Genomic DNA, 20,620 nt, shown 5'->3' on the forward strand with positions numbered 1-20,620 from the left:
GTGGCGGCCAGCGCGGTGGACAGCGTGTTACATGACCGTGGCCGGCGCTCACGGCACCCACACCGGCATCAGGGGCGCGTGCCGCGCGGTAGGGCGAGGACGACGACCGCGCGGACGGTACTGCGCCAGGTCCGAGACGTCCGTCCCGAAGCGGGCGCACGTGTCGAGGTACTCGCGTCGGCACCGCTCGATCGCGCGGGTGCGGGCGCTGCCGAAGAAGTCCGCCCAGGTCAGCCGGGACACGCCGGTCTTGAAGCCGGTCACGAAGTCCTGGCGCAGCTTCTCGTCCCAGAGGACGTCGGCGGGCGACCGGGATGCCAGACCGCCCTCGCCCACCGGGATCAGCTTGGCCTTGCCGTCGACCTCGAAGAAGTGGCGCCCCAGCCGGAGGTCGCACCAGGCCGTACGGCCCCCGGCGGTCAGCCCGAACTGCTGCTGAGGGACGCCGAACCCGAGCTCGCTCACGAGGTCTCGTCCGAGTGTCTCCGCGACCGAGTCGCTCGATGCCGAAGCCGAGTGGGTGACGGCGCGGGCGACGGTCGAGTACGGCCAGAAGGTCATGACCCCGAGGGCGCTCTCGAGGTCGGCCCGGGTGGCGCCTTCGCGCAGCGCCGAGTCGGCCGCCACGAGACCCGAGCGGTAGCCCTGCTCGCGCGCGATGTCGAGCGCCGTCCGTGCTGGACCGAGCAAGGACACCCCCTGCGCCGTGGTGACGTCCTCGGCGCGGTACGGCGCCAGGTGGTGCTTGACGCCGTGCCTGAGGTGCGAGCCGACGACGCCGGGGCGGGTGAGGTGCGTGAACGGCCGCGCCTCGTGGAGCACCCCGAGATCCAGCAGGTAGGCAGCCGAGTGATGACTCAGCACGTGGGGCGCGCTGACCCGGAGGCTCGCCGCGCGGTCGGCGAGCAGCCGTCGTTGCGCATGGCTCGTGAGGAGCGCGACGTAGGCCGACTCCGCATAGACGCCGCGCCTGACCGCCGTCCACCGCCGGGACCGGGCCAGCCGGTCGATCTCGTCCCGGGACATCCCGGAGCAGATCGCCTGCTGGCGCGTGATCAGGCCCCACTGGGCGCTCATGTGCCCGATGGTCTGTGCGTTCACGGGCATCGAGTGTGCGGGCCGCCTGCGTTGACGCCGCACGGGTGCGCCGGGCCTGTTGATGAGCGCTGTGGAGAGCGCGGGGTGTGGATGCTTCGTGTCGCATCCGCATACGCGGCGGCGGCGCATCCCGGCGGCGCATCCCCGCCGGTGCATCCCCGCCGGCGCCGCGCGGTGGGCGGGTAACACGCTGTCCACCGGAGTACGCGCCGCTTGTTGTCCCTTCCACGCCGCTGCAACGGCGTGGAAGCAACGACATCCGGCGCGAACCTCGGTGGACAGCGTGTTACCCCGCCGCGGCGGCCACGAGGCCGAGCCGGGCGTGCCGACGAGCCGGGCCGTACGGCGTCGGCGGGACGCCGTAGGCTGGTCGGAGCATGACTACGACGCCTCCGGCCCTCACCGCAGACCAGCTCCTCGAGGGCCTCAACGACCCTCAGCGCGAGGCGGTGAAGCACGAGGGCGTGCCCCTGCTCGTCGTCGCCGGCGCCGGCTCGGGCAAGACCCGGGTGCTGACCCGCCGGATCGCGTGGACCATCGCGGTCCGCAAGGCCCACCCGGGCTCGATCCTGGCGATCACCTTCACCAACAAGGCCGCGGCCGAGATGAAGGAGCGCGTCTCCGAGCTCGTCGGCAACCGCGCCCGGCTGATGTGGGTGAGCACCTTCCACTCGGCGTGCGTGCGGATCCTGCGCAAGGAGGTCGAGCACCTCGGCTACGAGCGGGTGAAGTCGAACTTCTCCATCTACGACGCCCAGGACCAGAAGCGGCTCATCCAGCTCGTCTGCAGCGACCTCGAGCTCGACCCGCGGCGCTTCCAGCCGGGCCCGATCCTGCACTGGATCAGCAACCACAAGAACGAGCTGCGCGATCCGGACGAGGTCGCCGCCGAGGTCCGCAACTCCGTCGACGAGGCTTATGCGACGGCGTACAAGGCCTACCAGCGGCGGCTGCGCGAGGCCAACGCCTTCGACTTCGACGACCTCATCATGGAGACGGTGCGGCTCTTCCAGCTCAAGCCCGAGATCCGCGAGACCTACCGGCGCCGGTTCCGGCACGTGCTGGTCGACGAGTACCAGGACACCAACCACGCGCAGTACTCCCTGATCCACCAGCTCTGCGGCCAGCAGCTCGAGGAGCACGACGAGACCACCCTCGACGGCCTGCCCGCCGACCGGGTGCCGCCGGCCGAGCTGATGGTGGTCGGTGACGCGGACCAGTCGATCTACGCCTTCCGGGGCGCCGACATCCGCAACATCATGGACTTCGAGAAGGACTTCCCCGACGCGCGCACGATCCTGCTGGAGCAGAACTACCGCTCCACCCAGACGATCCTCACCGCCGCCAACGCGGTGATCGAGCGCAACGAGAGCCGCAAGCCCAAGCGGCTGTGGTCCGACGCGGGCGACGGCGACAAGATCGTCGGCTACGTCGCCGACACCGAGCACGACGAGGCCCGGTTCGTCTCGACCGAGATCGACGAGCTGACCGACAAGGGGGTCAAGCCCTCCGACGTCGCGGTCTTCTACCGGACCAACGCGCAGTCGCGCGTGTTCGAGGAGATCTTCATCCGCACCGGGCTGCCCTACAAGGTCGTGGGCGGCGTGCGGTTCTACGAGCGCCGCGAGATCCGCGACGCCCTGGCGTACCTGCGGATGCTGGTCAACCCCGACGACCAGGTCTCGCTGCGCCGCATCCTCAACACCCCCAAGCGCGGCATCGGCGACCGCGCGGTCCTCGCGATCACGATGTTCGCCGAGCGCGACCGACTGACCTTCTGGGAGGCGCTGCAGCGCGCCGGCGAGGCCCCCGGCCTGGCCACCCGCAGCCAGACCAACATCGAGGGCTTCGTCAGCCTCGTGCAGGACCTCCAGCAGATGGTCGCCGCGGGGGAGCGCCCCGACGTCATCCTGGAGACCGTCCTCGACCGCTCCGGCTACCTCGCCAGCCTCGAGGGTTCCGACGATCCCCAGGACGCCACCCGCGTCGAGAACCTCGGCGAGCTCGTCGCCGTGGCCCGCGAGTTCGCCGAGGACCCCGTCGCCGGTCCCTCCGCCGACCCCGCCGACGTCGACGCCGGCACCGTCGAGCCCGGCCTGGCCGACTTCCTCGAGCGGGTCGCCCTCGTCGCCGACTCCGACCAGATCCCCGACGCCCCCGAGGACGACCCCGACGCCCCGCCGGACCAGGGCGTGGTCACCCTGATGACCCTCCACACGGCCAAGGGCCTGGAGTTCCCGGTCGTCTTCCTCACCGGCATGGAGGACGGCGTCTTCCCCCACTCCCGGGCCCTCGGCGACCGCCCCGAGCTCGAGGAGGAGCGCCGCCTGGCGTACGTCGGCATCACCCGCGCCCGCCAGCGCCTCTACATCTCGCGCGCCGTCGTCCGCTCCGCCTGGGGCGCGCCGGCCCACAACCCCGGCTCCCGCTTCCTCAACGAGCTGCCCATCGACCTCGTCGACTGGCGCCGTACCGAGGCCGACCAGACCCGGTGGTCGCGGCCGTCGTACGACGGGTACGGGTCGGGTGGCGGCGACCAGGGCGGCGGCCAGCGCCTCGGCGCCCCCACCGCCGCCGGCCGCCGCAACTTCAGCTCGGCGGCCGCCCGCGCCGACGCCGCTGCCAAGTCCAAGCCCTCGCGCCCCATCCCCGTCCTCGCCCCCGGCGACAAGGTCACCCACGACTCCTTCGGCCTCGGCACCGTGGTGTCGGTCGAGGGCGCCGCGGAGAAGTCGGTCGCGTCGATCGACTTCGGGTCGGACGGGGTGAAGCGGCTGCTGCTGCGGTACGCGCCGGTCGAGAAGCTCTAGGACTCCCCGAACCGCACCTGGAGCAGGCTGCGCGGCGTCTTGCCGTGCCGCTCGCGGTAGGCCGTGATGATCTCGTCGGTCGTGTCCTCGCCGGCGTGCAGCCGGACCAGGTAGGGCACCAGCCAGTGCAGGTCGGCCGCGTCGAACTCGGTCGCGAACCGCGGGTCGAGGCCGGTGCGGTCGTCGTCGAGCACGTCGGTCAGCGGCACCTGACCGCCGGCGTTGGCCGCGTGCGGACCGATGGAGAAGGAGACCCGGGACGCGGCCCCGTCCGGGTGCAGGGCGACCTCGACCGGGTGCGGGTACGGGCCGGGACCGGTGCGGGCCACCACGAGGAACTCCAGCGGCTGCTCGGCCTGGTCGTGGCCTGTGCGCTTCGTCATCTGCGGCCGCCTAGCGATCTGCCCGCTCGAAGACGTGGAGCTCCACGCCCTCCCAGGCGACGGCGTCCGGCAGCGCCGGGCCCAGGTCCCCGGAGAGCCGGAGGATCGTGGCGAGCGCGCCGTTGCACAGGTCGAGCCACCGGTCCGCGGAGATCGGGCGCCTGCCCTCGAACGCGTCCGGCGTACCGTCGTCGAGCCAGACCCCGGCCGTGGCGTTGACCGAGAACCGCCGGGTGAGGGCGGCGCGCGTCCAGCGCCCGTAGGCGAACATGTCGTTCGCGGACAGCGCCGTCAGCAGCCGGAGATCGGGCCACTCGGTGAACCGGTGGTAGCGCCGGTGCAGGATCGCGGGGTCGTAGAGGTGGGCGTCGCGGGTGGCGATGAGGATGCCGTCGTCGAACACGCCGATCGCCGGGCGCTCGCGCGGCGCGACCTCGTCGGCCGCGGCGGCCGGCGCGGCACGGGTGAGGTCGACGGTGCCGCTCGCCGAGCTCGGTGCGCCGGCCATCAGTCGTCGATCTCCAGGCCGCGCTCGCGCAGTGACCGGAGCGTCGCGGCGTCGGGCGTGAGGGAGATGAAGTCGATGCTCTGGAGGTGGGGGAGCAGGTCGAGGTCGTCCCAGGAGCCGATGTCGAAGGCGTCGTCCTCGCCGTCCCAGTGGGGTGCGATCTCCTGGTAGATCTCGTTGCCCGCGTCCACCACGAGGTCGCGCACCTGCGCGGCCAGTGCCGCGTCGATCGGGAGCTGCGCGAACCAGGCCAGGACCTCCGGGATCGGTGCCGTGCCCTCGGTGGCGAGGTCGATGGAGCGGTCGGCGTACGACTGCACGAACGCGGTGAGGGAGAACCGCGGCTCGAGGATCCCCTGCTGGTACATCAGCTCGTCGATCACGGCGAGCTTGAGGTTGAGGTCGGTGAACACCAGGGGAGTGCCGGACGCCTCGACCGGCTCGACCGGCTCGACCGCGTCCCGGGCGTCGCCGCGGTACGCCGCGCGGAGCACGGCCTCCAGCGGCTCGCGATCGGCCGGGTCCAGGCCACGGCGGGCCAGCTGGTCGAACGGATCGACCCCGGAGACGCTGCCGGTCAGGCCCGGGCCCGGTGTCGCGCCGGCCAGGAGCAGCCGGTGCAGCAGGGGCGCGTCGTCGCCGTCGAGGGTCGGGTTCTCGAGGAGCACGTTGACGGGGGTGAGGAACGAGAGCTGGACCGACGCGTCGAGCCGCTGCTGGAGCAGCCAGCCGGCGATCTCGCGGCGGTGGCGCGGCACCGGGTTGCTGAGCGCCGCGTCGAGCAGGTACCGGCCGCCCGGTGAGTCCACGATCACGTCGAGCAGCTCGTTGAGCGAGCCGGTCAGCGCCCGGCGGTGGCAGGTGTCGAGGGCGGCGATGGCCCGCTGTGCCTCGGCGGGGTCGACCGGGCGCTCGAGGACGTGGCTCGCGTAGCGCACGTCGGCCAGCTCGTCGGCCGTACGCCGCTCGGGCTCGCCGGCCCGGACGACCCACTGGAGCTGCGGTACGCCGATCGCCTCGGAATGGAGGATCGCCAGCGGGCTCGGGGCGTCCTCGGTGAGCAGCGCGGCGCGGGTCCGGCGCAGCATGCCCTCGGAGGCCCGCCAGTCGAGGTCGTCGCACCACAGGACCGCGTGCACCACCGGCAGCGTGGTGGCCGCGCCGTCCACCTCGCCGGCCACCACCTCGTACAGCCCGGCCGGGTCGCGCCCGGCGACGAGCGAGAGCAGGTCGTCCGGTACGCCGGCGAACAGCTCGGCCTGGTCGGCGAAGCCCGTCGTGAGCGAGCCGTCCACGGGGTAGGACAGGAGCAGGCCGCGCCCGTCGTGGGTGAAGTGCCAGACCCACCAGTGGTCGCCGGCGCGCAGCCGCCCGCGCACCGCGTCGGGCACGAGGTCCAGTCCCTCCAGCGGCGGGCCGTCCCAGGCGAGCGGGTGCACGGCGCTCGGCGCCGGCACCGGCTCCACGGAGTCGGGTGCCACGGCGGCGATCGCCGCGAGCTCGCTGATCACCCGCGTTCGGTGGCGCAGCTCCCACCGGCGGGTGCCGTGCAGGACGTCGAGCACCGCATCGGCGCGCGCGAGCAGCACGATCACCACCGGTTGGGTGCCGAAGTCCGCCTTCGGGTCAGGGACACCGGCCAGCAGGAGCACCGCGTTCCCCTCGACCCACCACAGGGGCGCGGTGGGCAGGCCCGTGGCGCGCATCTCGCGGGTCACCGGGCTGCGGCGCACCACGCCGGTGTCCGGGTCGTGGACGGTCATCTCGGACGCCGGGCCCCAGCGTGCGCTCATCGTCTCGATCAGCCGCTGGGACCAGCCCTCGAGCGCGTCGGCCGTCCACGGCTCGCTCGTCGCGATGATCGCCGACAGCGTCCGCGCGTCCCCGCGGCCGCTGAGCTCGCGACCGCCGACCGAGAAGGTGCGATCGCCCCAGGCGACGGTGGCCGGGTTCTGCTCCCACCACGCCGCGCTCGCCCGCTCGACCTGGTCGACGAGCTCGTCGAGCCCCGCGTTGCGCGGGATGCCGTAACCGAGCCGGGCGTCGTCGCCGGGCCGGGGCTGCTCGTCGTACGGACAGGCGGCGAAGACCTGCTCGACCTGCTCCCGGCGACTCGTGCCCGGGTCGGCGAAGTCGTCGAGCGAGAACGCCGAGCCCAGCCGGTACGGCCGGCGCAGCGCCGTGCTGAACCCGAAGTCGTCCATGCCGAAGCCGTTCTGGTGCCCCACCTCGGTGAGGCTGCCCGGCACGTGCCAGTGCGCGCCGTCGAACCACGCGACCCCGGAGATCAGCGGCACCGGCCGCCCGCCGAGGACCCGGAGCTCCAGGAGCTGCTCGGCCACCTCGCCCCGGGCGTTCTCGCCCCGGGCCGCGACCAGGTCCCGCAGGTCGTCCGGTACGCCGCCGAGCAGGCGCGCCACGAGCGTCTCCAGCGCCTCGGCCAGCGCGGTCTCGCGGCCCTCGGGGCCCTCGCCGGCGAGCTCGGCGTGGTCCTCGAGGAACTGGGCCGGGGCGTCCGTGGCGAACGCGCAGCTCGGGTCCTGGAGGAGGAGCAGCGCCCGCCCGTCGTCGGTGAAGATCCAGACGGTCGTCGTCCCGTTGCGCGCCTGCAGGCCGAACCGCGACGCCGCGACCGGGGTGTCGCGCAGCCGGACCTCCCCCTCGTCGAACATCGCGCTCATCAGCCAGGCCCGCCGCCGCAGCTCGAGCGGCTGCTCGCCGAGCATGAGGAGCTCGTGCACGGTGTCGTCCTCGTCGACGAGCGCGCTCATGCTGCCCAGCGCGTACTCCCGCGGCAGCACCAGCAGGATCTGGCGCAGCATGCTCGTGCCCGGCTCGCTGTCCCAGTCGGTCATCAGCGCGCAGAAGAGCTCGCCGCGATCCCACAGCTCGGCCTCGGGCATCCGGACCGCCACCATCAGGTAGTCGAGGATGCCCTCGGGCTCCTGCTCCTCGCCGACCAGGCGCGGTGTACGCCGCTGCGGGTCGCCCCACCCCTCGCGCAGGACCCGGCGCACGCCCTCGGTCCAGGTGGACGCGCGCTGCGCATAGCCGCCGTGGCCGTCCGTGGGGTCCTCGCCCGGGTCGTAACCGCCCATCGGCAGGATCCAGACACCCTGGGCCGCGTCGCCGTCGACGCCCTCGAAGCTGAACTCGTCCTCCGGCTCGTGCTCGAGGAGGTGGGCGACGAGGCGGTCGCAGAAGCCGGGCACCTCGTCGAGCCCGAACGGCGGCAGGAAGATCGGCAGGTCGTCGTCGTCCGCGGTCACGCTCGCGAGGCTAGCCGCGCCGGGGAGGGGGCCGAACCACGGAATCCGCGGACCGGCCGCTCAGGTCAGATCCGGTCAGGTGAGGTCAGGGAGTGACGCCGTGCTGGCGCAGCGCCGCATCGGGGTCGACCGGGTCGCCGCCGCCGGGGCGGACCTCGAGGTGCAGGTGGGGACCGGTCACGTGACCGGTGCCGCCGACGTAGCCGATCAGCTCACCGGCGCGGACCTTGTCGCCGGCCGAGACCGCGAAGGCGCTCTGGTGGCAGAACCAGAGCTCGGTGCCGTCGTCGAGGGTGATCACGGTCTTGTTGCCGTAGGCGCCGTCGAAGCTGGCCGAGGTCACGGTGCCGTTGGTCACGGCGCGGATCGGGGTGCCGGTGGGGGCCGCGAAGTCGAGACCGGTGTGGTAGCTCGACCAGAGGCCGTACTCGCCGTAGCGGGCGGTGAGGCGGTAGACCGAGGGGTCGACCGGGAGCACCCAGCGGTTGAGGGCGATCTCGGCGGCTTCCTTCTCGGCAGCCTGGGCGAGGTTGCCGAGGGCGCTGGTGCGCTCCTCGGCGGAGCGCTCGGCCTCGGCGACGAGGTCGGTGCCGGCGGACTGGGCGAGGGCGTCGCGGTCGGAGTCGCGGCTGACGGTCTCGCTGCGGGTGCCGACGGCGGCGTTGCCGAAGGAGCCGGTCAGGGCGTTGGCCGCGCTGACCCGGTCGCCGGCGGAGGCCAGCTGGGGGTCGGCGGAGGTGACGACGCCGCCGATGGCGACGGCCAGGGTGGCCACGCCGACGGCGACGGGCAGGGTCGGGAGGCCGCGGAAGAGCGGTCCGCGCGAGCCGGCGTGACGTACGGCGCGCCGCTTGCCGCTCGGGGCGACCGCGCGCAGCCCGGCGGAGGAGTCCGTCATCGGGTCGGCGAGCGGGATGTCGCGCAGGGCGGGGAGCTCGACGGTGGGGGCCCGGTCGAGGCGGGGAGCCTCGATCGTGGCGATCTCGACGGGGGCCGGCGTCGGCGTCGCGGGGCGCGCCACGCGCTTGCCGACGTACGCCGAGGGCGTCTCCGCGGCGATCTCGGGACGCCGGGCGACCCGCTTGCCGACGTACGCAGCGCCGCTGGGGGAGCCGGAGTCGGGGGTCGAGTGGGCGCGCGAGGCGCGGTGATCCGCTCGGTGGTTACCCATCGACTGCTGACTCCTTGGTGGACGATCGTGCAGGCCGTTCCGACCCTGGGGTGCCGACCGAGGCGTCCGAGTGTTGCTCCGACCGAGGTGGCCGTCGGGTGACGGCCGGGTGAAACATGCGTGCCGACGATAGCCGATGCCGGGACGCCTCCGAAATCGTACGGGTGGAACCTGGGGATGACCGGCGAACGGGCAAACCGCCGTGAGCGGCGCGTGACACCCATCACCTTGTCCGTCCTGGACTCGTCCTACTCGTGGGTCAGGACTATCGTGCCCGGGGGTGTGCCGCTGCGTGCACCGAACCTCTGACCAAGACGTGAGGACGTATCAGTGGACCTGATGGAGTACCAAGCGAAGGAGCTCTTCGCGAAGCACGGCGTGGCCACCACCCTCGGGACGGTCGTCGAGACCGCCGAGGAGGCGCGGGCCGCGGCCGAGCAGATCGGCGGCGTGACCGTCATCAAGGCGCAGGTCAAGGCCGGTGGCCGGGGCAAGGCCGGTGGCGTGAAGCTCGCGAAGACGGCGGACGAGGCCTTCGAGCACGCGTCCAACATCCTCGGCATGGAGATCAAGGGCCTGACGGTCAACCGCGTCCTGGTCACCCCGGCGACCCCGCCGGAGGAGGAGTACTACTTCTCCTTCCTGCTGGACCGGTCCAACCGGCAGTACCTCTGCATCGCGTCGGTCGAGGGCGGTGTGGAGATCGAGGAGGTCGCCAAGACCAACCCCGACGCCGTGAAGAAGATCGGCATCGACCCCGGCAAGGGCGTCGACGCGGCGAAGGCCCGGGAGATCGCCACCGAGGCGAAGTTCCCCGAGGCCGTCTTCGAGCAGGCCGTGAAGATGATCGAGGACCTCTACAAGGTCTTCGTCGAGGAGGACGCGACCCTCGTCGAGGTCAACCCGCTCGCCCGCCTCGCCGGCGACAAGCTCGAGGCGCTCGACGGCAAGGTCTCGCTCGACGAGAACGCCTCCGAGGTGCGTCACCCCGAGCACGAGGAGTTCGAGATCCGTGAGGAGGCCGACCCGCTCGAGGCGAAGGCCAAGGACCTCGGTCTCAACTACGTCAAGCTCGACGGCCAGGTCGGCATCATCGGCAACGGCGCGGGTCTGGTCATGAGCACCCTCGACGTCGTCGCGTACGCCGGCGAGAACCACGGCGGCGTCAAGCCGGCCAACTTCCTCGACATCGGCGGCGGCGCCAACGCGCAGGTCATGGCCAACGGTCTCGACGTCATCCTGAACGACGAGCAGGTCAAGTCGGTCTTCGTGAACGTCTTCGGTGGCATCACCGCGTGCGACGAGGTCGCCAACGGCATCAAGGGCGCCCTCGAGCTCCTCGGTGACAAGGCCACCAAGCCGCTCGTCGTCCGTCTCGACGGCAACAACGTCGAGGCCGGCCGCGCGATCCTGAACGAGCTGAACCACCCGCTCGTGACGCAGGTCGACACCATGGACGGCGCGGCCGACAAGGCCGCCGAGCTGGCGAACGCCTGAGGCCGGGGGAGCAGAGAACATGAGCATCTACCTCAACAAGGACAGCAAGATCATCGTCCAGGGCATCACCGGCGGCATGGGTGCCAAGCACACCGCCCTGATGCTCGACTCGGGCGCTCAGATCGTCGGTGGCGTCAACGCCCGCAAGGCCGGCACGACCGTCTCGCACAAGGACGCCAGCGGCGCCGACGTCGAGCTCCCGGTCTTCGGCACGGTCGCCGAGGCGATCAAGGAGACCGGCGCCAACGTGTCGGTCCTCTTCGTCCCGCCGGCGTTCACCAAGGACGCCGCGATCGAGGCGATCGACGCCGAGATGCCGCTGATCGTCGTCATCACCGAGGGCGTCCCGGTGCAGGACACGGCCGAGGTCTGGTCGTACCTGCAGGGCAAGTCCACCCGGATGATCGGCCCCAACTGCCCCGGCATCATCACGCCGGGCGAGTCGCTGGCCGGCATCACGCCGCACACCATCGCGGGCAAGGGCCCGGTCGGTCTCGTCTCCAAGTCGGGCACGCTGACCTACCAGATGATGTACGAGCTGCGGGACTTCGGCTTCTCGACCGCCATCGGCATCGGCGGCGACCCGATCGTCGGCACCACGCACATCGACGCCCTCCAGGCCTTCGAGGAGGACCCGGAGACGTCGGTGATCGTGATGATCGGCGAGATCGGCGGCGACGCCGAGGAGCGGGCCGCGGACTACATCAAGGCCAACATCACCAAGCCGGTCGTCGGCTACGTCGCGGGCTTCACCGCCCCCGAGGGCAAGACCATGGGCCACGCCGGCGCCATCGTGTCGGGCTCCGCGGGCACCGCCCAGGCGAAGAAGGACGCGCTCGAGGCCGTCGGCGTCAAGGTCGGCAAGACGCCGTCCGAGACCGCCGCGCTGGCTCGGGAGATCCTGCAGTCGCTCTGACGCACAGAGCAGCGCGAAGGCCCGCCACCCCCCGGGGTGGCGGGCCTTCGTCGTCTGCTCAGAGCCGGTCGGCCGCCTTCGGCAGCATCTGCTCGACCGGCGTGGCGCCGACGAAGTCGTAGTCCTGCCCGACGATCACCGAGGTCAGCACGACGAGCTCGGTGCCCTTGCGCAGCACCCCCGTCTCCATGATGTACGCCGCGTCGCCCGACGGGTCGACCTCCTCGGCGACCGGCCCGAGGTGGGCGTCGGTGATGACCGCGTCGGTGCCGGCGACGGCCACCTTGCGCGTCTGGAGCGCCCGGTACTCGCGCAGCTCGGCCGGTCGCGACGCGCACTCCTCCAGCCAGCCGTTGACGCGGGACCAGGCCCGGGTGGCGGCGGCCTCGTCGTCGTACCGGGCGACGACCTGGATCAGGGAGTCGCCGCCGACCTCGGGGGCACCCGCCTCGCTGTTGCGCAGCTCGTAGTCGGCGCGGACGACGCTCGTGGCGCCCGTGCCGGCCAGGGACTGTTCGGCGCACGGGTTGAAGACCGACTGACCGTCGCCCTCGCCGGTCCCGGTGCGGAACCAGTCCGCGCCGTCGCTGTAGACGGTGTCGTCGTCGGTCAGCAGCACCGCGGTGGTCAGCGCGTCGGCGCCGGTGGTGTCGGTGGCGGCGGGGGTCTTGTCGTCCGCGCCGCAGCCGGCGAGGAGGGCGGGCGTCGCGACCAGGGTCGCGGCGAGGAGGAGGTGGGTGGTCCGGCGGTGACGGCGCACAGCGGTACCCCTTTCGTGGTGCTCGAAGGGTGGAGGGAGGGGGAGAGGAGAGGCGAGGTGCGGCGGGCTCAGCCGCGGCAGGCGCTGCCGACGAACCGGCACAGGCTGGTGACGACCGCACCGGCCTCGTCGGCCGTCTGCGAGGCCTGGGTGACGATGTCCCCGGCCGGGTCGGACGCGCCGCCCTCGCTGGCCTGGGTGAGCAGCAGGAGGGCGTTGCCCACCCGGACGACATAGGTGATGTCGAGGCCGGGGGCCGGCGAGCCGTCGTACGTCGACGAGCGGCCGAGGATCCAGGACTCGTCGCCGAGGTCCCCGTCGGCCACCGTGTGGTGGCTGACGAAGCCGGCCGAGTCCGGCGTACCGGTGGGGCAGGCGCGGTAGGCGTTGACGATGGCGTCCGCCGCGCTCCGCGCCTCCGCGGCCGAGCCGTACGTCGACAGCTGGCGCCCCCGGAAGTCCTCCGGCTCCTGCCACCGCGCCGTCACCCGGTCGACCGGCGCGGGAGCGTCCGGGACGTCGGTGCCGCACGGGGCGAATGCGAACGCCTCCTGGCCGCGCGCGGGGCCCTCGAGGGAGCCGTCGCCGTCGACCTGGGGCCAGCCGTCGGCGAGCGGGAGGTCGTCGGGGATCGCGGTGGCTCCGGCCGGGGCGGCGGGGTCCCCAGGGTCGGCGGAGTCGGAGGGCGCGGCGGAGCCGGTCGCGGTCACCGTGGCCTTGGGGGCGGTGCCGGGCAGGAGCAGCTCGGCGGCCCGCGGGATCATCCGGGTGACCGGCGTCCCGTCGAGGAAGGTGTAGTCCTGGCCGACGATGCGCGAGTCGAGGATCGCGATCCGGTTGCCGACCCGCACCAGCCCGGTCTCGGCGATGTAGGCGGCGTCGCCGGAGGGGTCGATCTCCTTCGGCACCGGCCCGTAGTGGGCGTCGATGACCTGAGCCTCGCTGTCGTCGAGCCCGGTCGGGACCGGGGTCGTCTGGAGCACGCGGTACTCAGGGGTGCCGTTGGCCTTGGCGTGCTTGCCGCAGTCCGTGATCCAGGAGGCGACGGTCTGGAGCGCTTTGTCCGCCTCGGCCGCGCTCGGGAACTGCGCGATGACCTCGCGGAACTCGTCGCCGGAGACGCTGGGCGCGCCGTCCTCGAGGTTGCGCAGCTCGTAGCGGCGCTGGAGGATCGTGCCGGCGCCGAGCCCGGCCAGGTTGCTGCGGGCGCAGAGCTGGAAGGCCTCCTGGCCGTCGCCCTCGAACGTGTCGATGGTGAACCAGTCGGCGCCGTCGCTGTAGACGGTGTCGTCGTCGGTGAGCAGGTCCGCCTCGGACAGCGCCTTGGCGCGGTCGTTGGCGACCCGGCTGTCGTCCCCGTGGGAGCCGTCGAGCGAGAGGGCGAGGACCGGGACGGTCACGGCGGCCACGGCGAAGGCCGCGGCCCCCGCCACCAGGGCGGTACGGCGACGCCGGATCCGGTCGCCGCGGCGGCGTACGTCGGCTGCGGACAGGGGCATCTCGCCACCTCCATGGCCGGTGCTGAACCCGGCGCCGAACCGGGAGAGCTCCTCGATCGGGTCGTGCTGCTCAGGCATGGGTCACCCCTCCTCCCGCGAGCCCGGACTCGTCGGCCAGCAGGGTGGCGAGCGCCGCGCGTCCCCGGCTGAGCCGGGCCTTGATGGTTCCCTCGGGTACGCCGACCTCGGCCGCGACCTGGTGGACGGGCAGGTCGGCGATGTGGTGGAGGACGAGCGCCTGGCGCTGTGCCTCCGGAAGCTGCTTGAGGGCCGCGACGAGGGCGACGTGCGACTCGTCGACGGCGGCGGCCGTGCCGATGTCCTGCAGGGCCCGGTCGGGGGCCCGCTCGCCGCGCTTGCGGCGGCGCCAGCGGCTGACGGCGAGGCGGTAGGCGGTGGTGCGGACCCAGGCCTCGGGGTACTCCGCCTTGTCGAGCTTGCGGCGGTGGGCCCAGGCCCGGGCGAAGGCCTCCTGGGTGCACTCGGTGGCCTCGTCGAAGTCACCGATCATCGCGTAGACCTGGCCGGTCACCCGGCGGAACGACGCGGCGTAGAAGTCGTCGAAGTCGCTGGCTTCCACGTCGCACCTCCTCTGGGACCACCTGGTCTCCGTCGCGGCCCCGTGCGGGGCTTTCGGGAGTGATACGCCGGTGCGGTCGACCCGGTTGCACGGGGGCGCGAGGTTTTTCCTCCGCGCTCCCGGGGCGGGCTCAGGAGGCGGGCGTCCCCATGACGGCCAAGCGTTCCACGGAGCGGCGGGTGAGCGCCACGAAGTCGGGGTTGGCCATCCGGGCGCGGGGGGCGGCGACGTAGACGAGCACCGAGACCGAGGTGCCGCGGCGGACCACGGCGACGTCGTACTCGACGGTGCGGTCGCCGGGCAGGGCGGTGCTGAGGTGCCAGGCGGAGAGGGTGTCGCCGTCGTGGGCGAGCTCCTCGACCTCGGTGCCGGCGGTGGCGTCGAGGTCGGGGCAGGCGGCCATCTGCTCGCGGAAGCGGGCGACGAACGCCCGGGCCGCGCCCGTGGGCAGCGTGCCGACGGTCTGGGTGAGGCCGACCTCGGGGGGCAGCTTGGCGTCGCTCAGCACGAAGGTGCGGAACTGGTTGTCCTTGACCGGCTGGTTGCGGAACTTGCCGAACAGGTGGACGGTGTCGCAGCCGACCGCGCCGGAGTCGATCCGGTCCTCGGTGAGCTTGGCGGCGGGGGTGCCGACCCAGGGGCCGGGGTCCTGGGTGAGCGGCGGGAGGTCGAGCTCGGAGAGCATCCAGGGGACGTCGCCCGTGCGGTACGGCGCCCTGTCGACGACCTTGGGCTTGTCGGGGGCGCACGCGCCGCCGTCGGCGTTGGCGCACATCCGGCCCACGGCGGTGGCCAGGAGCTGGGCCACGCCCACCCGGCCGGGCTGCCCGGGGGCGACCTTGGCGCTCAGCGAGGTGACGGTGGTGTAGAGGCCGGTCCGCGCCACCCCCACGACGTACGTCGTCCGGTCGGCGCGCGAGCGCAGCACGACCAGCGCCGACTGGTCGCCGACGCCCGGCAGCGCCGCGGTCGAGACGAGCTGGATCCGCGGCGGGGCGGCGTCCTTGTCGGCCGGGGTCGGGCAGGTGGTGAACCAGCGCAGGGCGCGGCGGTAGGTCCGGATCGCGCGCGGCTCGGCCGAGGAGGCCTCCGCGAGCTGGACGACGCCGCGCGCGGCGCGCGGCTTGGCGCTGTTGCGGAAGGTGCGGACCCAGGCGGAGGTGCCCTGCGGGTCGGCGTACCGCTCGGTCTGGCAGGGCAGCACCAGGCCGTTGCCGGCCGAGTTGTCGGTGGTGGTGCCCTGCTGCCAGCCGCGGCCCGGGAGCGCGTCCTGGACGACCTCGACGGGGAGCAGGGCGGTGTCGGGCAGCGTGGTGACGGCCGGGCCGGGTGGGCGCGGGGTCGAGGTCACCGACGGCAGGTCGGCCCGGTCGAGCGTGGGCCGGTCGCCGGTCGCGTCGTGGGCGACCGCGCCGCCGGCGACGAGGGCGACCACGGCCGCGGCGCCGCCGATGACGGTGTGCGCCCGGCGCCGGGCGGCCCCGGCGCGGCGGATGATCGTGACCCGCGGCCAGGTCACCGAGCGCACGGCGTCGCCGAGCGAGCTGAGCGAGAGCGGGATCGCGGAGGTCGGGATGGCCAGCGCGGTCGCGAACGCCGCGGCCCCCTGCTGGAGCTCGCGCTCGGCGGCCTCGAGCGGCAGCCCGATCTCGTGGGCCATCTCGGCCATGGAGACGGCGGCGAGCTGGGTGAGCAGCAGCGCCTTGCGCTGGTCGACGGGGAGCGCGGCGAGGGCGTCGAGGATCGCACGGTGCTCGGCGGCGATGTCCTTCTTGCGGTGCCAGGGGCGGGTGCTGCTGCGGCGCAGCGCCTTGCGCCAGGCGTCGGGGCGGACCGCCATCTCGGGGTCGTCGAGGCGCCCGGTCTTGCGCCAGTGGTGCCACGAGACGACGAACGCCTCGCGGACCGCGCTGCGTGCCGCGGCGAGGTCGCCGGTGAGCGCGAAGGTCTGGAGCAGCAGCCGGTCGCGGGAGTCGCGGTAGAAGGCGTCGAAGCCCGCGGTGAGATCCGCGCTGCTGACGTGCGCGGACCGGGGCTGCGGGCTGGTGGGGCTCTCAGGAACATCCGCGGTCATGGCCGCACCACCGTACGCCGCGACGGGGCCCGGTTCGAATCACGGGTCGGCTCGCGGCTGTGTCCTTGGTCGCTCCGGCGTGGCGGGCCGGAGCCGGGCCGCCCGCGCGTGAAGATGGTCGGACCATGACGTTGCAGGCTCAGTCGACCCCGCGCCGGACCGGGTCCGGTCGTACCACCGCCCGGTCGGACGCCGACCTGCGCCGTGAGCTCGCCACGACCCGTCCGCTGGTCCCGACGGCGACCATCGGCGGCGCGATCGCCGCGGGCGGGCCGCTCCTGGTCTGCCTGGCGCTGGCCGTGGTCGGCTGGTTCCTCACCGACGCCGGCGGCGAGGGGAGCCCGAGCGGCGCCCTGCGCGTCGGCGCCCACGGCTGGCTCGTCGCGCACGGCTCGACGGTGGCCGTCGAGGGCATCCGGATCACCGCGATCCCGCTCGGCCTGACCCTGGTCTGCGCCTGGGTGACCTGGCGGGTCGGGCACCGGGTGGGGGAGTCGGTCTCGGGCCACGGCCCGAACGCCGACCGGATCGCCGACGGCGCCCGGGACTGGACCGTCCCGCTCGCCGCCGCCCTCTTCACCGTCGGGTACGCCGTCGTCGGCGTGGTCACCGCCTCGGTCGCCGCGACCGCGGCGTCCACGCCCGAGCCGTCCCGGGTGGTGCTCTGGTCGGTGCTGCTGGGCCTGGCCGTGGGCGGACCGGCGATCGCGTCCGGCTCGGGGCGCGCGGCGATCTGGCTGCCCGCCGTACCGGCGATGGTGCGCGACGTCCTCCTCGTCGCCCGCCGGATCCTCGGCACCTGGGCGCTGGTCTGCCTGGTCGCGCTCGTGGCCGCCTTCGTGCTCGACTTCTCCACCGCCGCCAACGTGGTCTCCCAGCTCCACGCCGACGCCGGTGCCGTGGTGCTCATGGTGGTGCTGACCCTGCTCGTGCTGCCCAACGCGTTGCTGTTCTCCAGCGCCTACCTGCTCGGCCCCGGGTTCACCGTGGGTGCCGGGACCACGGTCTCGACGACGGCGGTCGTGCTCGGCCCGCTGCCGATGTTCCCGCTGCTCGCCGCGCTGCCCGACCAGGGCAGCCAGCCGTGGTGGACCGACTGGCTGATGCTCACCCCCGTCCTCGTCGCCGTCTACGTCGCCGGCCGGGTCCAGCGCGACCGGCCGGTGCTCGCCTGGGACCAGGCCGCCATCCGCGGCTGCGCGGGCGGCATCACCGCCGGCGTGCTGCTCGCCGCGCTGACCGCCTTCGCCGGCGGCGCCGTCGGCCCCGGCCGGATGCGCGACGTCGGCCCCTACACGTTCGACGTGCTGCTGCACTCGATGGCGTCCTTCGGGATCGGCGGCGTGGTCGGCGCGGTCGCGGTCTGCTGGTGGCAGCGCGACGCCGACTCGTGGGTCCGCACCCGGCTGGGTGCTGTCCGCGACCGGCTGCCGCGTCGGCGTTGAGGCCCCGGCGGCCGTAAACTCCGGCCGTGCCCGCTCGCCCTCGCCTCGTCGTCCTCGTGTCGGGTTCCGGCACCAACCTCCAGGCCCTCCTCGACGCCTGCACCGACCCGTCGTACGGCGCGCGGGTGGTCGCGGTCGGCGCGGACCGGGACGACATCGAGGGCCTGGCCCGCGCGGAGCGCGCCGGCGTACCGACCTTCGTCGCGCGCCTCGGTGACTTCTCCGCCCGCGAGAACTGGGACCGTGCCCTCGCCGACAAGGTGGCCGCCTTCGAGCCCGACCTGGTCGTGCTGGCCGGCTTCATGAAGCTCGTGGGCGAGACCTTCCTGGAGCGCTTCGGCGGCCGCACCGTCAACACCCACCCGGCGCTCTCGCCGTCGTTCCCCGGCATGCACGGGCCCCGCGACGCGCTCGAGTACGGCGTCAAGGTGACCGGCGCGACCCTGTTCGTCGTCGACGCGGGCGTCGACACCGGCGCGATCGTCGCGCAGGCCGTCGTCCCGGTCGAGGACGACGACACCGTCGAGACGCTGCACGAGCGGATCAAGGTCGCCGAGCGGGGCATGCTCGTCGAGTCGGTCGGCCGGATGGCCCGCGAGGGCTTCACCGTCGACGGCCGGCGGGTTCGGCTGGGAGGCTGAACCTCAGTACGATGAGGGCACACGACTGGCGCAGGTGGGCAACCACCAGGGAGTGACGAGTCGGCATCGATCGCCTGGGTGCCCTCATCGAGATCCACCGACCGATGAGGAGCCCCTCGATGTCCGCCACGCCCGACCAGATCAAGATCAAGCGCGCGCTGGTCTCCGTCTTCGACAAGACCGGTCTCGACGACCTGGTCCGCGGCCTCGCGGCCGCCGGCGTCGAGCTCGTCTCGACCGGCGGCTCGGCGGCCCTCATCGAGAGCCTCGGTCTGCCGGTCACCAAGGTGGAGGACCTCACCGGCTTCCCCGAGTGCCTCGACGGCCGGGTCAAGACGCTGCACCCGCGCGTGCACGCCGGCATCCTGGCCGACCGCCGCCTGCCCGAGCACGTCGCCCAGCTCGAGGAGCTCGAGGTCGCGCCGTTCGACCTGGTCGTGGTCAACCTGTACCCGTTCGCCGCGACCGTCGCCTCCGGTGCCGGCATCGACGACTGCATCGAGAAGATCGACATCGGCGGTCCCTCGATGGTCCGCGCCGCGGCCAAGAACCACCCGTCGGTCGCGATCGTCACCGACGGTGCCGACTACGCCGGCGCCCTCGCCGCGGCGCAGGGCGAGGGCTTCACCTACGCCGAGCGCAAGGCGCTGGCCGCCAAGGCGTTCGTGCACACCGCGACGTACGACGTCCAGGTCGCCTCGTGGATGGGCTCGGTCCTGACCGACTCCTCCGAGGGTTCCGGCTTCCCGGCCTGGATCGGCGGCACCTGGGACAAGCAGGCCGTGCTCCGCTACGGCGAGAACCCGCACCAGCCCGCCGCGCTCTACCGCTCCGGCTACGGCCCCGGCGGGCTCGCCGCCGCCGAGCAGCTGCACGGCAAGGAGATGTCCTACAACAACTACGTCGACACCGACGCGGCCCGCCGCGCGGCGTACGACCACGGGGACCTGCCGACCGTCGCCATCATCAAGCACGCCAACCCCTGCGGCATCGCCGTCGGCACCGACGTCGCCGAGGCCCACCGCCGCGCCCACGAGTGCGACCCGGTCTCCGCGTTCGGCGGCGTGATCGCCACCAACGTCCCCGTCTCGGTCGAGATGGCCCGCCAGGTCGCCGAGATCTTCACCGAGGTCATCGTCGCTCCCGGGTACGACGAGGGCGCGGTCGAGGTGCTCCAGGGCAAGAAGAACATCCGCATCCTCGTCGCCGAGCCGCTCACCGCCGGCGGCGTCGAGACCCGCCCGATCAGCGGCGGCCTGCTCATGCAGCACACCGACCAGTTCCAGGCCGCCGGCGACGACCCGGCCGCGTGGACGCTCGCCACCGGCGAGGCCGCCGACGAGCAGACCCTCGCCGACCTCGCCTTCGCCTGGCGCTCGGTGCGCGCGGCCAAGTCCAACGCCATCCTCCTGGCCAAGGACGGCGGCGCCGTCGGCATCGGCATGGGCCAGGTCAACCGGGTCGACTCCTGCCGGCTCGCCGTCGAGCGCGCCAACACGCTCGTCGAGGGCGTCGAGCGGGCCCGCGGCTCGGTCGCCGCGTCCGACGCGTTCTTCCCGTTCGCCGACGGGCCGCAGATCCTGCTCGACGCGGGGGTGACCGCGATCGTGCAGCCGGGTGGCTCGGTGCGCGACGAGGAGACCATCGCGGCGTGTGCCGCGGCCGGGGTGACCATGTACTTCACCGGCACCCGCCACTTCTTCCACTAGCCTGTCTGGGCCGAGCGCGTCGCTCGTTCCTCGCGCCGCGCTGCCGGCCTCGCGGTCGACGTACGCGCGGTGCGAGGTATCCCGAGCGGCCTACGGGCCGGCGCGTGGGAACGCCGATTCCTCCGCTCCGGTCGCTCGTTCCTCGCTCTCTCCGCTCCGTCGCTCGGCGTCCCCACGTCAGCCGGCTCAATTCGTTCGTCGCTCACGGCTCGTCGTCGGCTCACGACCGGCTCGCCCGGCCGTTGGCCTCCATCTGGAAG

At 73.2% G+C, this 20,620-nt stretch carries 15 protein-coding genes and 1 riboswitch; of the genes, 6 read left to right on the top strand and 9 right to left on the bottom strand.

Annotated features, from left to right (window positions below; genetic code table 11):
- Positions 1–48: 48 nt before the first annotated feature.
- The gene (locus tag M0M48_RS01270; RefSeq protein ID WP_257754081.1) at positions 49–1,101 is read right to left on the bottom strand and encodes a type IV toxin-antitoxin system AbiEi family antitoxin domain-containing protein; all 1,053 of its coding nucleotides are present in this window, start codon (positions 1,099–1,101) and stop codon (positions 49–51) included.
- 374 nt (positions 1,102–1,475) lie between these two features.
- On the opposite strand from M0M48_RS01270, the gene pcrA reads away from it, so the two are divergent.
- On the top strand, positions 1,476–3,908 hold the full coding sequence (gene pcrA, locus M0M48_RS01275; RefSeq protein ID WP_257754082.1) for a DNA helicase PcrA: 2,433 nt from the start codon (positions 1,476–1,478) through the stop codon (positions 3,906–3,908).
- Here pcrA and M0M48_RS01280 read toward each other — a convergent pair.
- From M0M48_RS01280 to M0M48_RS01295, 4 genes are all read right to left on the bottom strand, one after another.
- On the bottom strand, positions 3,905–4,291 hold the full coding sequence (locus M0M48_RS01280; protein ID WP_257754083.1) for a hypothetical protein: 387 nt from the start codon (positions 4,289–4,291) through the stop codon (positions 3,905–3,907). The two genes, pcrA and M0M48_RS01280, sit on opposite strands and share 4 nt — an antisense overlap.
- A 10-nt stretch (positions 4,292–4,301) precedes the next feature.
- Positions 4,302–4,799, bottom strand: a complete 498-nt coding sequence (locus tag M0M48_RS01285; protein ID WP_257754084.1) for a DUF6928 family protein — start codon at positions 4,797–4,799, stop codon at positions 4,302–4,304.
- Positions 4,799–8,068 carry a DUF6892 domain-containing protein gene (locus M0M48_RS01290; RefSeq protein WP_257754085.1) on the bottom strand — a complete coding sequence of 1,090 codons (3,270 nt, stop codon included), beginning with the start codon at positions 8,066–8,068 and terminating at the stop codon, positions 4,799–4,801. Before M0M48_RS01290 ends, M0M48_RS01285 begins: the two co-directional genes overlap by 1 nt.
- A gap of 85 nt (positions 8,069–8,153) precedes the next feature.
- Positions 8,154–9,239 (bottom strand): M23 family metallopeptidase, encoded by a 1,086-nt coding sequence (locus tag M0M48_RS01295; RefSeq protein WP_257754086.1) that lies wholly within the window; start codon positions 9,237–9,239, stop codon positions 8,154–8,156.
- A gap of 330 nt (positions 9,240–9,569) precedes the next feature.
- Here M0M48_RS01295 and sucC point away from each other — a divergent pair, with 330 nt between their 5' ends.
- Complete coding sequence (gene sucC / locus M0M48_RS01300) at positions 9,570–10,736, top strand: ADP-forming succinate--CoA ligase subunit beta (protein ID WP_215816600.1); 1,167 nt, start codon at positions 9,570–9,572, stop codon at positions 10,734–10,736.
- A gap of 19 nt (positions 10,737–10,755) precedes the next feature.
- Complete coding sequence (gene sucD, locus M0M48_RS01305; RefSeq protein WP_215816599.1) at positions 10,756–11,652, top strand: succinate--CoA ligase subunit alpha; 897 nt, start codon at positions 10,756–10,758, stop codon at positions 11,650–11,652.
- Positions 11,653–11,710: 58 nt separating this feature from the next.
- Here the strand turns inward: sucD and M0M48_RS01310 are convergent, their stop codons facing one another.
- The 4 genes from M0M48_RS01310 to M0M48_RS01325 all read right to left on the bottom strand — a co-directional run bounded on the left by M0M48_RS01310 (position 11,711) and on the right by M0M48_RS01325 (position 16,565).
- Complete coding sequence (locus M0M48_RS01310; RefSeq protein ID WP_257754087.1) at positions 11,711–12,412, bottom strand: hypothetical protein; 702 nt, start codon at positions 12,410–12,412, stop codon at positions 11,711–11,713.
- Positions 12,413–12,480: 68 nt separating this feature from the next.
- Positions 12,481–13,989 carry a hypothetical protein gene (locus M0M48_RS01315; protein ID WP_257754088.1) on the bottom strand — a complete coding sequence of 503 codons (1,509 nt, stop codon included), beginning with the start codon at positions 13,987–13,989 and terminating at the stop codon, positions 12,481–12,483.
- Entirely contained in the window at positions 13,982–14,491 is a 510-nt protein-coding gene (locus M0M48_RS01320; protein ID WP_215816596.1) for an RNA polymerase sigma factor, read from the bottom strand. Before M0M48_RS01320 ends, M0M48_RS01315 begins: the two co-directional genes overlap by 8 nt.
- A gap of 130 nt (positions 14,492–14,621) precedes the next feature.
- The gene (locus tag M0M48_RS01325) at positions 14,622–16,565 is read right to left on the bottom strand and encodes a sigma factor-like helix-turn-helix DNA-binding protein (RefSeq protein WP_215816595.1); all 1,944 of its coding nucleotides are present in this window, start codon (positions 16,563–16,565) and stop codon (positions 14,622–14,624) included.
- 125 nt (positions 16,566–16,690) lie between these two features.
- Between M0M48_RS01325 and M0M48_RS01330 the strand changes: the two genes are divergently transcribed.
- The 3 genes from M0M48_RS01330 to purH all read left to right on the top strand — a co-directional run bounded on the left by M0M48_RS01330 (position 16,691) and on the right by purH (position 20,360).
- Positions 16,691–18,010, top strand: coding sequence for a cell division protein PerM (locus M0M48_RS01330; RefSeq protein ID WP_215816594.1), 1,320 nt, complete (start codon positions 16,691–16,693; stop codon positions 18,008–18,010).
- 26 nt (positions 18,011–18,036) lie between these two features.
- The gene (gene purN / locus M0M48_RS01335; protein ID WP_215816593.1) at positions 18,037–18,651 is read left to right on the top strand and encodes a phosphoribosylglycinamide formyltransferase; all 615 of its coding nucleotides are present in this window, start codon (positions 18,037–18,039) and stop codon (positions 18,649–18,651) included.
- 11 nt (positions 18,652–18,662) lie between these two features.
- Positions 18,663–18,738, top strand: a riboswitch (ZMP/ZTP riboswitch).
- A 32-nt stretch (positions 18,739–18,770) separates the two neighbouring features.
- On the top strand, positions 18,771–20,360 hold the full coding sequence (gene purH, locus M0M48_RS01340; RefSeq protein WP_257754089.1) for a bifunctional phosphoribosylaminoimidazolecarboxamide formyltransferase/IMP cyclohydrolase: 1,590 nt from the start codon (positions 18,771–18,773) through the stop codon (positions 20,358–20,360).
- The last annotated feature ends 260 nt before the right edge of the window (positions 20,361–20,620 follow it).

It is taken from the genome of Pimelobacter simplex (assembly GCF_024662235.1).
Lineage (GTDB): Bacteria > Actinomycetota > Actinomycetes > Propionibacteriales > Nocardioidaceae > Nocardioides.